This window comes from Stenotrophomonas maltophilia group sp. msm4 (assembly GCF_032025605.1).
GTDB classification, from domain to species: Bacteria; Pseudomonadota; Gammaproteobacteria; order Xanthomonadales; family Xanthomonadaceae; genus Stenotrophomonas; species Stenotrophomonas sepilia.
The window spans coordinates 447,262-461,445 of the sequence record NZ_JAVSKK010000003.1; the positions used below are offsets into that span (position 1 = coordinate 447,262).

Consider the following 14,184-nt stretch of genomic DNA (forward strand, 5'->3'; position numbering starts at 1 on the left):
CCAGGAGAGAACCCCGATGTTGCCCGCCCGCCACCACCGCCCCCCCTGCCGCCCGATCGCTCCGCTGACGCTGGCCATTGCCGGCGCGCTGTTCTCGCTTGCCGCTCCTGCCTTCGCCCAGGAGAGCAAGGACAACGCCACCGACCTGGCCCGCATCGAGGTCACCGGCTCCAACATCCGCCGCACCGACGTTGAAACCGCCTCGCCGGTGCAGGTGATCAGCAAGCAGGACATCCAGAACATGGGTGCGCGCACGCTGCTGCAGGTGCTCGACAACCTGCCGGCCGCACGCCCTGCGCAGCAGGATGCGCGCTCGCTGTTCACCGGTTCCGATGGTGCCTCGCAGGCCAACCTGCGCGGGCTCGGCGCACAGGGCACGCTGGTGCTGCTGAACGGTCGCCGCCTGTCGTACTACGGTGCGCCGGCCGGCTTCCAGACCCAGTTCGTCAACATCGATGCGATCCCGGCGGCGGCCATCGAGCGCATGGAAGTGCTGACCGACGGCGCGTCGGCCGTGTACGGTACCGACGCGGTGGCCGGCGTGATCAACGTGATCACCAAGCGCAACTTCCAGGGTGCCGAGATCAGCTTCACCAACGACACCTCCTCGCGCATCGATTCCTACGGTGAGCGCCAAGCCAGCATCACCGCCGGCTTCGGTGACCTGGCCGAGAACCGCTTCAATATCTATGGCGCGGTCAACATGTACCGTCGCGACGCGATTCCGCTGAGCGATTTCTACGACAAGCGTCCGGACCAGTACTACGTCAACAACCCGAACTACCTCAACAACCTGCGCCTGGGCGTGGGCAGCAAGCCGGGCGAGTTCAACCCGGGCACCTACTTCGCCTTCGATCCCGTTACCGGCCGCCGCGTACAGGAAGCTGCGCCGGGCTGCAGGAACGTGCTGACCAGTGAAGCGGCCGGCCCGCGTTGCGTCTGGGAAACCTGGATGAACAACGAGATCGATGCCGGCGCCAAGTCCGAGCGCAACACCGCCTACCTCAACGGCACCTTCCTGGTCGGTGACAACACCGAGATCTTCGCCGAGGCGACCTATACCGACATCGACCTGCGCGCCAACGGCGGTACGCCGCGCACCTATGGCACCACGACTGGCAACCCGACCAGCTGGTTCTCGCGCAACACCGGCAACACCGTCAACCAGTTCCTGTACCCGTTCCTGGGCCCGAACAACGAGTACAACCACGCCAGCCCGCAGTTAAAGGCCATGATGGGCGGCGTGGTCGGCCTGAACTACCTGCTGCAGGATGCCGGCCCGAACTACTTCGGCCAGCGCAATACCGACAAGAGCTATCGTGTGCTGGCGGGCGCACGTGGCAACGCGGGTGACTGGAACTGGGAAACCGCATTCGCCAGCGCTGGTACCCACTCCACCACCTACCAGACGATCAACGTCAACACCAAGGGTTTCGAGAAGGCGTTCGGGCCGTACACGATCGATCCGGGCACCGGTCGGGTGATCATCTCCGACCACCCGGCGTACAAGTTCGGCGAGATCAGCGAAGCCAACGCCGCGTTGATACGTGAAGCGTTCCCGACCTTCGACATCCAGTCGTGGACCCGCCTGCATACCCTGGACGGCAAGATCGAAGGACCGCTGTTCCAGCTGCCGGCGGGCGAGATGCGCGCCGCGTTCGGCTTCAACGCCAGCCGTGAGACCTTCTACACCCCGGGCAATGCCGATGCGGCCAATGGCCTGATCACCCAGCAGGGCGGCTCGTGGTTCGACGGCAAGCGCAACACCTACGCGCTGTTCGCCGAGACCGTGGCGCCGATCACCGACAAGCTGGAACTGGATGCGGCGGTGCGCGTGGACAAGTACCCGAACTTCAGCGCCAACATCGCGCCGAAGATCGGCTTCAAGTACCAGGCGTTCGATCAGCTGATGCTGCGCGGCACCTATTCCACCGGCTTCCGCGCACCGAGCCTGGCCGAGTCCGGCAACGGCGGCGTGTTCGCCCAGCTCGGTGGCTTCCGTGACGAACTGCGCTGCGGCGAGACCAACGCCATCGCCAACCTGCTGCTGAAGTCGCAGCGGCCGGGTGACGTCGACCTCGGCAAGACCCTGCTGAACGTCGACTGCAGCCGCACCGTGGCGCGCATGACCCAGCCGAACAAGGACCTGAAGCCGGAAAAGGCCAAGATCGCCACCCTCGGCTTCGTCTACGAGCCGGCAACCTGGCTGTCGGTGTCGGCCGACTACTGGTTCATCTACCGTGACAACGAAATCGTCGCGCCGGACTATCGCCGCATGGAAGACATCATCTCGATGTCGCGCTCGCCGATCACCGACAGCGACCGCGCCAACCTGGCGCAGCTGGCGGCAATGTGCGCCGATCCGGCCAGCGGCGTGAGCTGCCCGGCCACCCTGCCGGGCTACTCCGCCGGTAACGTGGCCAGCGTGGTCGGCCAGTACAAGAACCGCGGCAAGACGCTGATCGACGGCTTCGACATCGACGCGCGCAGCCGCTTCTCGCTGGGCGACTGGGGCAACCTGAACATCGGCCTGGCCGCCACCATCGCCAACCGCAACCGCTTCTACATGGACGCCGAGAACGGCTGGTACTACGGCGACGTGGTGGGCTACTACAACAACCCGCGCCTGCGTGCCACGCTCAATGCAGACTGGACCTACAAGCAGGTGACCACCAGCATGTTCGTCAACTACGTGGGTGGCACCAAGTGGGCCACCGACCAGATCGACGAAGAGAGCAACAACAAGGAAACCTGCACCGGCGGCTACCTGGCCCTGCAGAAGAGCAAGTGCGATGGTGCACCGTCGTGGTGGACCGCCAACATGAGCGTCACCTGGCGCCCGGATGATGCGTGGAACCTGAGCTTCACCGTCAAGAACCTGTTCAACCGCCTGCCGTTCTACGATCCGAACAGCTTCCTGGGTGACTCCAGTGACTACGCCACCATCTTCGGCCGTGGTTACAGTGTGACCATCGGCTACCGGTTCAAGTAATTCCGTTTGCGTGACCTGGCGTGCGGGCGGCGGCCGGCACGCTGCCAAGAGGAGAGATGTTTGCCATGAAGCGTAGGGAATTCATCGCGGCCAGTGCCGCTGTCGCCGCCAGCAGCCTGCTGCCGCAGACCCCGGCATGGGCACGCGGGGGCAAAGTGCGCCTGGCCATGATCGGTACCGGCATGCGTGGGCTGGTGCTGCTGAAGGAGCTGGTACGTCGCGACGACGTCGAAGTGGTTGCCCTGTGCGACATCGAGCCGATCATGCTGGGCCGTGCCACAGAGATGGTGGCGAAGGCCGGCAAGCCCGCGCCGAAGACCTATGGCCAGGATCGTGATACCAACGCGTGGAAGCGCCTGCTGGAACAGAAGGGCATCGATGGCGTGATCATCGCCACGCCGTGGGAGTACCACGCACCGATGGCGATTGCCGCGATGCAGGCCGGCGTGGCCGTGGGCTGTGAAGTGGTGGCCGGCATCACCCTGCAGGACCACTGGGACGTGCTGAAGACCCAGCTGAGCACCGGCACCCCGTACATGCTGCTGGAGAACGTCTGCTACCGCCGCGACGTGATGGCCGCGCTGCAGATGGTGCGCCAGGGCCTGTTCGGCGAACTGGTGCATCTGCAGGCCGGCTACCAGCACGACCTGCGCGGCGTGAAGTTCAATTCCGGCGACCCCAACCAGCCCTACGACAGCGGCGTGGAGTTCGGTCCGAAGGGCTGGAGCGAAGCTCGCTGGCGCACCGAGCATTCGGTGGAACGCAATGGTGAGCTGTACCCCAGCCACGGCATCGGCCCCTGTGCGATGTACACCGGCATCAACCGTGGCAACCGCTTCACCCACATCAACGCCTTCGCGACCAAGGCACGCGGCCTGCACGAATACACCGTGGCCAAGAGTGGTGGCACCACCCACCCCAGCACCCAGGTGAAGTTCAAGCTCGGCGATATCGTCACCACCACGCTGGCCTGCGAGAACGGCGAGACCATCCTGCTGCAGCACGACACCTCGCTGCCGCGCCCGTATTCAATGGGTTTCCGTGTGCAGGGCACCAAGGGCCTGTGGATGGACGTGAACCATTCGATCCACATCGAAGGCCGCAGCCCGCCGCACCAGTGGGAAGAGTTCAAGAAGTACCAGGACGAGTACGAGCACCCACTGTGGAAGCAGAATGCCGACACCGCCGCCAGCGCCGGCCACGGCGGCATGGACTGGTTCGTCATCCATGCATTTGTGGAAGCACTGAAGGCCAAGGCACCGATGCCGATCGACATCTATGATGCGGTGACCTGGAGTGCGATCACGCCGCTGAGCGAGCAGTCGATCGCCAACGGCTTCCAGACGCTGGAGTTCCCGGACTTTACTGCTGGTGCGTGGAAGACGCGCAAGCCGATCTTCGCGTTCGACGGGAAGTACTGATCTGCTCTTGTAGAGTCGAGCCATGCTCGACTGCTTTGAAGCCAACGCCGGGCCATGCCCGGCGTTACTGCATCGGCCGTATGCTGTGGCAGCCATCAGGAAGAGGAACGGAGGCTGCGCATGCAATGGATGACCTTCAGCTGTCCGCTCTGCGGCGCTGCCGGGCAACGGTTTCCACTGCGCTCTGCAGGCAAACGCCAGGCGAGGACGGCATGCCGCGGGTGTGGCGTGGTGCTGCGCTCGGACCCACGCCTGGGCATGCATTCGCTCTATCTGCTGTACACACAGTTCATCGCCATGCTGGCTGTATTTCCCATGATCTGGGCCTACACCCTGGGTCGATGGTTCTGGCTGACGGCGATCTGGGCCCTGGTATCGGCGCTGTGCTGGCTGCCCGGCATGATCAGGCATGCACGCAGCCGGATCTGCCGCGCCACGCCGGATCCGAATCGAAGCTACGCTCGACGCAGGCCCTAGGGACCGGAACGGGGGGATAGAAAGAACATGGCGCGCCCGGAGGGATTCGAACCCCCGACCAATGGCTTCGGAAGCCACTACTCTATCCGGCTGAGCTACGGGCGCGTTGTAGAACCGCCGCGCCGTCGGCCAGTGCCGGGGCGGGCATCGCACCGCCATGAAGCGGTGCGGGACGGGCATTCTATCCAGTTTCGCCGAACAAATCTCCCCCCACCGGCAAAGCCCTGCCAGAGGGGCAGGAGTATCCTATCGCCATGGCTGATACCCCCCTCACTTCGCCGCAGTCGCCGGCGACGCCGCGTTGGCGGCATTACTGGAGTCTGATGCGCGCTGATCGCCCGATCGGCACGTTGCTGCTGCTGTGGCCCACGTGGTGGGCGTTATGGCTGGCTGCCGGCGGCCTGCCGCCGCTGTGGACGCTGTTCGTGTTCACCGCCGGCGTGTGGCTGACCCGCTCGGCCGGTTGCGTCATCAACGACTACGCTGACCGCTGGCTCGACCCGCATGTGGAGCGCACCAAGGCGCGGCCGCTGGCCACCGGCGCGATCAGCGGCCGTGCCGCGCTGGCGTTGTTCGCCGTGCTGATGCTGGTGGCGTTCGGCCTGGTGCTGACCCTGAACGGGCTGACCATCGGCCTGAGCTTCATCGGCGTGTTCCTGGCCGCCAGCTATCCGTACCTGAAGCGCTACACCCATCTGCCGCAGGTCTACCTGGGCATGTCGTTCGGCTGGGGCATCCCGATGGCGTTCGCCGCCGTGCAGGGCGAGGTGCCGATGCTGGGCTGGCTGCTGTATGCCGGCAATATCCTGTGGTCCACCGCCTACGACACCTGGTATGCCATGGTCGACCGCGAGGACGACCTGAAGATGGGCTCGCACTCCACCGCGATCCTGTTCGGTGATCTCGATCTGGTCATCCAGGGCGTGCTGTACGCGCTGTTCCTGGCCACCATGGCGCTGGTTGGCGTGCGCGGCGGGCTGGGTGGCTACTACCTGGCCGGCGTGGCCGTGGCCACCGCGCTGGTGGTGTACGAATTCTGGATCTGCCGCAACCGCGAGCGCGGCCCGTGTTTCAAGGCGTTCCTGCACAACAACTGGGTCGGCGCCGCGCTGTTCGCCGGTATCGCCGTGGACCTGGCGCTGCGTTGAGAAGCGCAGCCGAGCGTGGGCTCGGCTCTACAGCTGACAGTGCTTCTGTAGCGCCCGAGCCTACGCTCGGGCGGCGGCGCGCAGCGCCGGGCCTTCCGCCACCTACGACCAATAGGTGGCTGACAGCCCACACCCCACCGCCCAGAATCGATCCATCGAACCTGGGAGGGTAGGCGATGGCCTCGACGGCAGCAGTACAGGACGGCTGGATGGCGCGCGCAGCGCTGCGCTCGGCGGCCTGGGCGGAAAAGTGGTTCCCTGACGCGTACGTGTTCGCGGTGCTGGGCGTGGTCATTGTCGCGCTGGCCGCGATGGGCTTCGGTTCGACCCCGCAGGCCACCGCCAGCGCCTTCGGTGACGGCTTCTGGAGCCTGATTCCCTTCACCATGCAGATGGCCTTCGTGGTCATCGGCGGCTACGCCGTGGCCACCGCGCCGGTGGTCGCACGCTTCATCGACTTCCTGGCCCGGGTGCCGCGCACCGGTCGCGGTGCGGTGGTGTACGTGGGCCTGGTCAGCATGCTCGCCTCGCTGCTCAGCTGGGGCTTCTCGCTGGTGTTCGGTGGCCTGCTGGTCCGCGCGCTGGCCCGTCGCACCGAACTGCGCATGGACTACCGCGCCGCCGGTGCGTCGGCCTATCTCGGCCTGGGCGCAGTGTGGGCGATGGGGCTGAGCTCGTCGGCCGCACAGTTGCAGGCCAACCCGGCCAGCATGCCGCCGGGCCTGGTGGAGATCACCGGCGTATTGCCGTTCACCGAAACCATCTTTCTGTGGCAGTCGATCGCCCTGACCGCAGTGCTGATCCTTGTCTCGCTGCTGATCGCCTGGCTGACCGCGCCTGCAGCCGGCAGTGCGCGTACCGCCGAGGAATTTCCCGGCGCTGCGCAGGCCGAGCCGGAACCGCTGCAGCGACGCACGCGCCCGGGCGAATGGCTGGAATACAGCCCGCTGCTGACCGTGCTGCTCTCGCTGCTGGCGTTCGGCTGGCTGTTCAACGAGTTCGCCAACAAGCCGGTGGTCACTGCCATCGCCAACCTCAACACCTACAACTTCCTTTTCATTTCGCTGGGCCTGCTGCTGCACTGGCGCCCGCGCAGCTTCCTCAACGCGGTGGCCAAGGCGGTGCCGAGCACCACCGGCGTGCTGATCCAGTTCCCGCTGTACGGCGGTATCGCGATGATCCTCACCCACGCCGCCGGTGGTGACGGGCAGACCCTGGCGCACCGGCTGTCGAGCCTGTTCGTGCACGTGGCCAGCACCGATAGCTTCGCGCTGGTGATGGGCATCTACTCGGCGGTGCTGGGCTTCTTCGTGCCGTCCGGTGGCGGCAAGTGGATCATCGAGGCGCCGTACGTGATGCAGGCCGCCAACGAGCTGAAGGCGCACCTGGGCTGGGCAGTGCAGGTCTACAACGCGGCCGAAGCGCTGCCGAACCTGATCAACCCGTTCTGGATGCTGCCATTGCTGGGCGTGCTGGGGCTGAAGGCACGCGACATCGTGGGCTTCACCTTCATCCAGTTGCTGGTGCACATCCCGCTGGTGCTGGGCCTGTTATGGGTGCTGGGCATGACCCTGGCGTATGTGCCGCCGGTGATGCCGTGAGTGCAGGGCTGGCGTCCGTGCGCGAGCAGGACGCCAGCTCCGTTCAGCGCGTGTTTCCAGCAGAGCACGCCATGAATGCGCGCAGTCGGGCTGACGGCATGAGCACATGCCGAACCCATATGAATCCTTCATCGGCTTGTGCCGCAAGGGGCTTTGCCCGTTCATTCACGCGCGTACACACCAATGTAGCCGCCCACCAACGCGCGATTAACTCTTCGCTGCAGACGATGGTCCCGTCCACCGCATTCCGCGTGTGGCTTTGGAGATCGGACATGGCACAGCAGAACCAGAACCCGAACCAGAAGCAGCAGGGCCAGCAGAACCAGCAGGATCAGCAGCAGGGTCGTGGCCGCGACCAGCAGCAGCAACAGCAGCAGGAACAGCAGCAGCGCAACCAGCGCAACCAGCAGCAGGGTGGGCAGGACGAGGAAGAGTGACTTCGGCACCCACTTCCTGTGATGCGCGAAGCCCCGCCCCGTGCGGGGCTTCGCTTATTCCAGCACGCCGATACGGTGCAGCACCGGTGCCGCCGACATGTCGTTCGGATTGGTGCCCGGCTGATCCTGCGGCACCTCCATGCCCATGCCGCGGTAGAGATCGACCCAGTGCTGTGCGATCTGCCCGGTCTGCGGGTTGCGGAAGTTCATCGGCTGCAGTGCGAACACATGGTGCGCACGGAACGCGCGTTCGATGAAATCCGAACAGTAGTAGCTGTCCTCGTTCAACACATACGACGTGTTGTAGGGCTTTCCCAGCATCGTGCGTGCGGTCGCGACCGCATCCTTGATGGCAGCCTGCTGCGATGCGTGCAGGCGATAGACCACGACCTGCCGCTGCTTGCCTCGGGCGTCCTGGCGGAACTGATCCAGCGCCTGCCGGCGCGATCCCTTCTCGTCCGCATGCAGTACCTCCCAGCCGCCTGGCGCCGCAGCGACCAGGGCCACGTGATCGAAGCTGGGGGCGCCCTGCTTGCCGGTGGCATCGTCGATGGCCGCGCTCAGGCCGGCATGGCCGGCGGTGACGAACAGCAGATCGCCTTCCCGGACCTCCAGCGCGGCCGCACCACCAGGCCACAGCGTTGGCAGCAGCAGGGAGAGGGCAAGCAGGAATGCGCGCATGGGGCCAGGGTCGAAGCGTGTGCGGCGTAGTCTAACGGCTGCTGCGATGACGTTGATTTCAGTATTAGTGTGATATTAGTCTCAATTCAGCATGTCGGGATATTCCTGACAGCGGATGTTGAAACTGAATTGACCGAGGCATGGCTATCCTTGCCTCCCTACCGCGCCGGAACCGCGCGCGACCGCCCGGAATCAGGAGGATCCCGTGAACCAGCTCCGCCCCGTTGCCCTGCTTGCGCTTGCCCTGGGGCTTGCGCTGTCCGGCTGCAAGCCTGCGCCCCAGGCAGCCCCCGCTGACGCCGCCGTACCGGCTCCGACCAGCACAGCCGCCGCCACGGCGCCGGCCACGCCGGTTGCCGCAGTCCCGGCAGACGCGTCTGCCAGTTGCCCCCATCCGGTCTTCGACGACTTCCTCAAGCATTTCGGCAACGAGATCGCGCTGCAGGAAACGTCCACTGCCGATCCGCTGCTGGACAGCCACATCGACAGCGAAGCCGAGCCGGAGCCACGCAAGGTGGAGGAGAAGGTGCCGCTTGCCAAGGTCGAATGGCCGGTGATGCCGGACCCGGCCACGCTGCAGCGCCAGGGCCGCGAGATGCAGGTCACCCGCCTGCCCGATGGCCAGGTACAGGTGCAGATGCGCACTCCCGATACCAGCGACCAGCAGATCTACACCTTTGCCCAGAAGCCGTGCTGGCAACTGGTCAAGCGTGAGGACGAATCGATCTGACCCCTGAGCAACCGCCTGCGGGCGGTCGTGTGATTCACCCAAGGAGCCCCGCATGCGTCTGTCTCCCGTTGCCCCCGTACTGGCCCTGATGCTTGCTGCCTGCAGCGGCCCTGAGGCGGCTGCACCGGCGGCCCCTGCTTCCACTGACCCGGCAGCGACGCCGGCCGCACCTGCGGCTGCCGTTGCGGACCATTCCACCTCTCTTACGCGCGACGAGACCGGCATGCATATCGATTGCCAAGGCACCCGCCTGCACCTGGCGGCCCAGCCCACCCAAGACACGGACGCTTCCCGGCTGACCACGCTGGAAATTGAAAAGGACGGCGCACGCCAGGCCATTGCTGCGCCCAAGGAGATGGACGGCTATACCGCCGTTGGCCTGGCCTGCGTGCAGGACCGCAGCGGTACGCCGTACTTCGTCGTGCAGTACGGTGAACTGCCGTTCGGCTGCAGCTTCTGCGAGTGGTACTACCTGTACGACGCCAGTGGCCGCCAGTTGACCCACAGCACACCGCCGCTGCGCGGCGCGGAAGGCGAAGAGCAGGAGCCCAACAACGACGAGTACGAGAAGTTGATCGACTCGCTCGGCATCAAGCACCCGGAGGTGAACTACATCGAAGACTGAGCGCAGCGGCAGGACGTCGCACGCGCGCTGTGAACGCAGCACTGCAGTACCGCAGTACCAGAAGTACCAGGAGCAGTACCCCTTAAGGAAATTCCCTTTTTCATAGAATGGATAGCACAGAAATGGCAGACATCTACCAGGACATGGTCCAGCCCCGCGGGGCGGCCTACAGCAGTGACCGCATCAAATCGTGGAGCCACTACCGCGAGCCGATCGACCAGAGCGACGGCCGCCTGCATGGCAACTCCCGCCGGTGGGGCGATGCGACTCCGGAAGTACAGTCACGGGTGATCGACACGATCATCGAGTCGGCGCGCGAGAAGGGACTGACCCCACGCGAAACGGCGCACGTACTGGCCATCGCCCGCGTTGAATCGGGTTTCAACCCCGATGCCGCCGCTGGCACCACCTCGGCCTCGGGCCTGGGCCAGTTCATCGACAAGACCGGCAACCACTACCACCTCAACAACCGCAACCGCTTCGACGTCGGCGCACAGTCCGACGCACTGGTTGACCATTACATCGATAACCGCACGCTGGCGCACAAGCGCGGCCAGGGTGAGGAGTACATCTACAAGTACCATCACGACGGCCCGACCCGTGATTACGGCGGCCTCGCCCTGTCTGAAAAGAAAGTGATGCCGTACGTGGACAAGTACGAGCGGTTCGTGGAGCAGCGCCTGGGACTGACCCACGGCCAGTCCCAGGGCAGCCACGCGGCCCCCGCCGTAGCTGCGGCCACGCACGCGCAGGCCAAGCCGGCAGCGGTGCATGCCGAAGGCCAGACCCGCACCTTCGAGCAGACGATGCAGGTGATGCTGCCCCCGCAAAACGGGGTCAAGCCGCACATTACCGGTGAGTTCGGCGAACACCGCGCGCACAAGCCGCACGGTGGCACCGACTTCAACTATGTCGGCGGCCAGCACGGCCGTAATCTGCAGCACCCGACCGTCAACGCGCCGATCTCCGGAACGGTGACGTTCGTCGGTGGCGACTATGGTACGGTGAAGATCAGGGATGCACAGGGCAACTCGCACGAGATCCTGCACCTGCAGTCGACCCAGGTGAAGGAAGGCCAGCCGATCAAGGCGGGTGAGCCGATCGGTACCATGGGCGGCCGTGGCCCGGGCGGTGCGGGTCAGTATGCCCAGCACGTGCATTACCAGTTGAAGAATCCGCACGGCAAGCTGATCAGCCCGCAGGACTTCTGGGACCACGGCAAGCTGAAGGAAACCGGCAAGGGTGGCCATTCGCATGACGCCGACCACAACGGTGTGCTGCGCCAGGGGGCCAAGGGCGAGGAAGTGACTGCGCTGCAGAAGGAACTCAACCGCCTGGGCGTGCGCGACGGCCAAGGCAACCCGCTGAGCGAGGACGGCAAGTTCGGTGCCAATACCAGGGACGCACTGATCGCCTACCAGAAGCAGCACGGGCTCTCCGCCGATGGCGTGGCGGGTCCGGCGACGCTGGGCAAGCTGGCCGAAGGCCGCAGCCATGCCGAGGCGGCGCCGAAGGGGCCGCAACTGGGCGACAAGGCGCATCCGGATACGCCGCTGCACAATGCGATCCGCGGCCACATGCCGGGCATGATCTGCAACGAGATGAGCGCGCATGTGACCGCCCAGGCCAAGGCCGCCGGCATCGATTCGCCGGAAAAGCTGCAGGGCGTCACCGTGCAGGATGGCAAGGCCTTCGTCGTGGGCACCGTTCCCGGCTTCCGTACTGCGGTGGACATGACCCAGACGGCACCGAGCCTGCAGGAGACCAGCGCTGCAATGCTGGCCAAGCACGAGCCTTCGCAGCAACACGTGCAGGACGAGCAGCAGCGGGTGGCCATGGGCCGTTGACCACTGCGTGTGAAGAAGTGTGTGGTAAAGGAGGCCGGCCGGAGTAATCCGGCCGGCTTTTCCGTTCATGGGGCAAGGACATACACGGATGCCGTTTCGCATGATGCACAGCACCGCCATTGCAAGGCACGGCGTCCACATGAGCCGTGTGCTGCGGTGGCGCAACGCATGGCAGTGGGGAGGGCTGGCACTGCTGCTCTGGCTGTTGCCACTGCCAGTGCTGGCGGCGGTCCCGATTCCGGCACTGGACGACCCGGTGGTGGACACCGCCAACGCGCTGTCCGCCAGCACCCGCGCAACGCTGCGCGAGCAGGCATTGCAGCTGCAGGCACGCAAAGGCGCGCAACTGCAGGTGCTGGTGGTGCCCAGTGTTGGCGATGACGGCATCGAAGCCTTTGCACAGCGTGTCTTCGACCAGTGGCAGCTGGGCCGCGCCGGTGTCGATGACGGGGTGTTGCTGCTGGTGGCGGTGCAGGACAGGCGCGTACGCATCCAGACCGGCTATGGCCTGGAAGGCACCATTCCCGATGCCTATGCCGCGCGCATCATCGACAAAGCGATCGTGCCGCGCCTGCGCGAAGGAGACCTGGACCAGGGCATGCTGGATGGCAGCAAGGTGCTGGTGGCGCTGATCGATGGCGAGCCGCTGCCGGCCCAGGAGGATTCATCCGCACGCAACCTGTTGCCAGCGGATTGGCGCACAGGGGATTCGGTCGTTGCCCTGACGTTGCTGGTGGGGTTCCTGGCCGGTCTGTGGCGATCACCGCCACGCCTGCTGGCCACCAGGACCGAGGCCGAGTTCAGCGGTAAGCGCCGTGAGCGGCGGCGCAAGGCACTGGCAGCCAATGCGGCAATGCCCAGGCCGAATTGGCCGACATTGCCTGCCTGGGGCAGACCGTTGCTGGTAACGGCAGTGATGGCCGCTGGGTTGGTTTCGGCGACGCTGCTGCTGCCGCGGCATGTGCTGCCTGCGCTGTTCTTCGTGCTGTTACCGGCCGTACCGGTGGCGGCGCTGCTGGGGTGGTGCTGGCGTCGCAGCCGTGGTGTGCGCATCGTGCTGTCCGGCATGTTGGCCGTCAGTATCGGTTTCTTCATGGTGATGCTGGTCCGTGGTCAGTTGCCGCCCAGCCTTGCCCTGCACACGTTGCTGAACCTGGCGGTCGCCATTGCCGCCATGCTGGTGTTCTTCCTGGTGCAGGCCGGCCGCGCGCGCTGGCGGAAGAACCGCAACAGCTTCGCCGTGCGCCTGGTGGTGCTGGTGCTGTTGACCGGCGGCTATGCGCTGGGCGCGCTGCTGGCCATCGACCGGGCCGGCGACGAGAACGCACGCGTGTTGGCGACGATCGTGTCCTGCGCAAGCACGCTGTTCCTGTACTTCATCTGGGTGTTCACCCTGCTGCCCGGCGAAAAAGCACGCAGCGGACAAAGGTCGTCCCAAGGCTACCGTTCCTCGTCCAGCACCTCGTCGTCGAGTTCGTCCTCGAGCAGTTCCGGCGGCTGGTCCGGTGGCGGTGGTCGCAGCGGCGGCGGCGGCGCTTCGGGCAGCTGGTAGCTCAGGCCGCCCACACCCGCCAGCCCAGCGCCGCATCGCGCAGCTCGCCGCTGCCGCTCACATCACCCACCTGCAGCTGCACGCCCTGCGCATTGGGCAGGTCCTTCTGCTCGGGGAACCAACGACGGTCGGCGGCGACGATGATCAGCAGGCCCTCGTCGTCGCCCATCGGCGCGAACTGCGGCGACGGCGGGCTGATCGGCTGCAGGCCGAAGCGCTGGCTGGACTGTTCGCGCACCGCATCGACATCGTGGCTGGGCAGGCCAACCTCGCTCAGGCAGGTCAGCTCGCTGCCATGGAACACGCCTTCGCGCGCGCTGGCCGGCAAGCGACGGCGGCCGATCAGTTCAAGGATCAGGCCGTCCGGGCCGGTGAAGTACACCGACTGCGACTGCCAGCTGCTCTCCAGCGCGAAGTAATCCAGGCCCTCAGGATTACGTTGCAGCGGGGTACGTTCGCGCAACCAGGCCATCGCCTCGCCGAAGCGGTTGTCCGGTACGTTGAAGGCCAGGTGCACGCCACCGACGGGGTGATCACCCGCCGCCTGCAGTTCGATCGTGCTCCAGCCGATGTGCACATGGTTGCCGACCACGCGCTGCTGCAGCACATCGTGGAAATACGCGGCGACGGTGGCGACGTCGGACACCGGCAGGGTGAGGTGAAGCAGGCGCAT

General features: G+C 65.7%; 12 protein-coding genes and 1 tRNA gene. 10 read left to right on the top strand and 3 right to left on the bottom strand.

The window, feature by feature from the left end; translation table 11 throughout:
- Positions 1 to 16: 16 nt before the first annotated feature.
- The 3 genes from ROV93_RS16275 (at position 17) to ROV93_RS16285 (ending at position 4,890) form a co-directional block, all read left to right on the top strand.
- A complete protein-coding gene (locus tag ROV93_RS16275; protein WP_072167990.1) occupies positions 17 to 2,992 on the top strand; it encodes a TonB-dependent receptor in 2,976 nt (991 codons plus the stop codon).
- Positions 2,993 to 3,057: 65 nt separating this feature from the next.
- Positions 3,058 to 4,413 (top strand): Gfo/Idh/MocA family oxidoreductase, encoded by a 1,356-nt coding sequence (locus ROV93_RS16280; protein ID WP_072168069.1) that lies wholly within the window; start codon positions 3,058 to 3,060, stop codon positions 4,411 to 4,413.
- A gap of 120 nt (positions 4,414 to 4,533) precedes the next feature.
- The gene (locus ROV93_RS16285) at positions 4,534 to 4,890 is read left to right on the top strand and encodes a hypothetical protein (protein ID WP_072167989.1); all 357 of its coding nucleotides are present in this window, start codon (positions 4,534 to 4,536) and stop codon (positions 4,888 to 4,890) included.
- A gap of 28 nt (positions 4,891 to 4,918) precedes the next feature.
- Here the strand turns inward: ROV93_RS16285 and ROV93_RS16290 are convergent.
- Positions 4,919 to 4,995 (bottom strand) — tRNA-Arg (locus tag ROV93_RS16290).
- A 149-nt stretch (positions 4,996 to 5,144) separates the two neighbouring features.
- Between ROV93_RS16290 and ubiA the strand changes: the two genes are divergently transcribed.
- The 3 genes from ubiA to ROV93_RS16305 all read left to right on the top strand — a co-directional run bounded on the left by ubiA (position 5,145) and on the right by ROV93_RS16305 (position 8,076).
- Positions 5,145 to 6,038 carry a 4-hydroxybenzoate octaprenyltransferase gene (gene ubiA / locus ROV93_RS16295; protein WP_005411493.1) on the top strand — a complete coding sequence of 298 codons (894 nt, stop codon included), beginning with the start codon at positions 5,145 to 5,147 and terminating at the stop codon, positions 6,036 to 6,038.
- A 176-nt stretch (positions 6,039 to 6,214) separates the two neighbouring features.
- Positions 6,215 to 7,639, top strand: coding sequence for a TIGR00366 family protein (locus ROV93_RS16300; RefSeq protein WP_176698787.1), 1,425 nt, complete (start codon positions 6,215 to 6,217; stop codon positions 7,637 to 7,639).
- A 272-nt stretch (positions 7,640 to 7,911) separates the two neighbouring features.
- Positions 7,912 to 8,076: a hypothetical protein gene (locus ROV93_RS16305; protein WP_005414774.1), complete on the top strand. Its 165-nt coding sequence runs from the start codon at positions 7,912 to 7,914 to the stop codon at positions 8,074 to 8,076.
- A 54-nt stretch (positions 8,077 to 8,130) separates the two neighbouring features.
- Here the strand turns inward: ROV93_RS16305 and ROV93_RS16310 are convergent, their stop codons facing one another.
- The gene (locus tag ROV93_RS16310; protein WP_072167987.1) at positions 8,131 to 8,757 is read right to left on the bottom strand and encodes a YiiX/YebB-like N1pC/P60 family cysteine hydrolase; all 627 of its coding nucleotides are present in this window, start codon (positions 8,755 to 8,757) and stop codon (positions 8,131 to 8,133) included.
- A gap of 205 nt (positions 8,758 to 8,962) precedes the next feature.
- Between ROV93_RS16310 and ROV93_RS16315 the strand changes: the two genes are divergently transcribed.
- From ROV93_RS16315 to ROV93_RS16330, 4 genes are all read left to right on the top strand, one after another.
- Positions 8,963 to 9,487, top strand: coding sequence for a hypothetical protein (locus ROV93_RS16315; RefSeq protein ID WP_072167986.1), 525 nt, complete (start codon positions 8,963 to 8,965; stop codon positions 9,485 to 9,487).
- A gap of 52 nt (positions 9,488 to 9,539) precedes the next feature.
- Positions 9,540 to 10,112 carry a hypothetical protein gene (locus tag ROV93_RS16320; RefSeq protein WP_227836791.1) on the top strand — a complete coding sequence of 191 codons (573 nt, stop codon included), beginning with the start codon at positions 9,540 to 9,542 and terminating at the stop codon, positions 10,110 to 10,112.
- A gap of 122 nt (positions 10,113 to 10,234) precedes the next feature.
- Positions 10,235 to 11,959, top strand: a complete 1,725-nt coding sequence (locus tag ROV93_RS16325; protein ID WP_072167985.1) for a peptidoglycan-binding protein — start codon at positions 10,235 to 10,237, stop codon at positions 11,957 to 11,959.
- A gap of 139 nt (positions 11,960 to 12,098) precedes the next feature.
- A complete protein-coding gene (locus ROV93_RS16330; protein ID WP_180890738.1) occupies positions 12,099 to 13,511 on the top strand; it encodes a TPM domain-containing protein in 1,413 nt (470 codons plus the stop codon).
- 1 nt (position 13,512) lies between these two features.
- Here ROV93_RS16330 and ROV93_RS16335 read toward each other — a convergent pair whose 3' ends face one another.
- Complete coding sequence (locus ROV93_RS16335; RefSeq protein WP_072167984.1) at positions 13,513 to 14,184, bottom strand: VOC family protein; 672 nt, start codon at positions 14,182 to 14,184, stop codon at positions 13,513 to 13,515.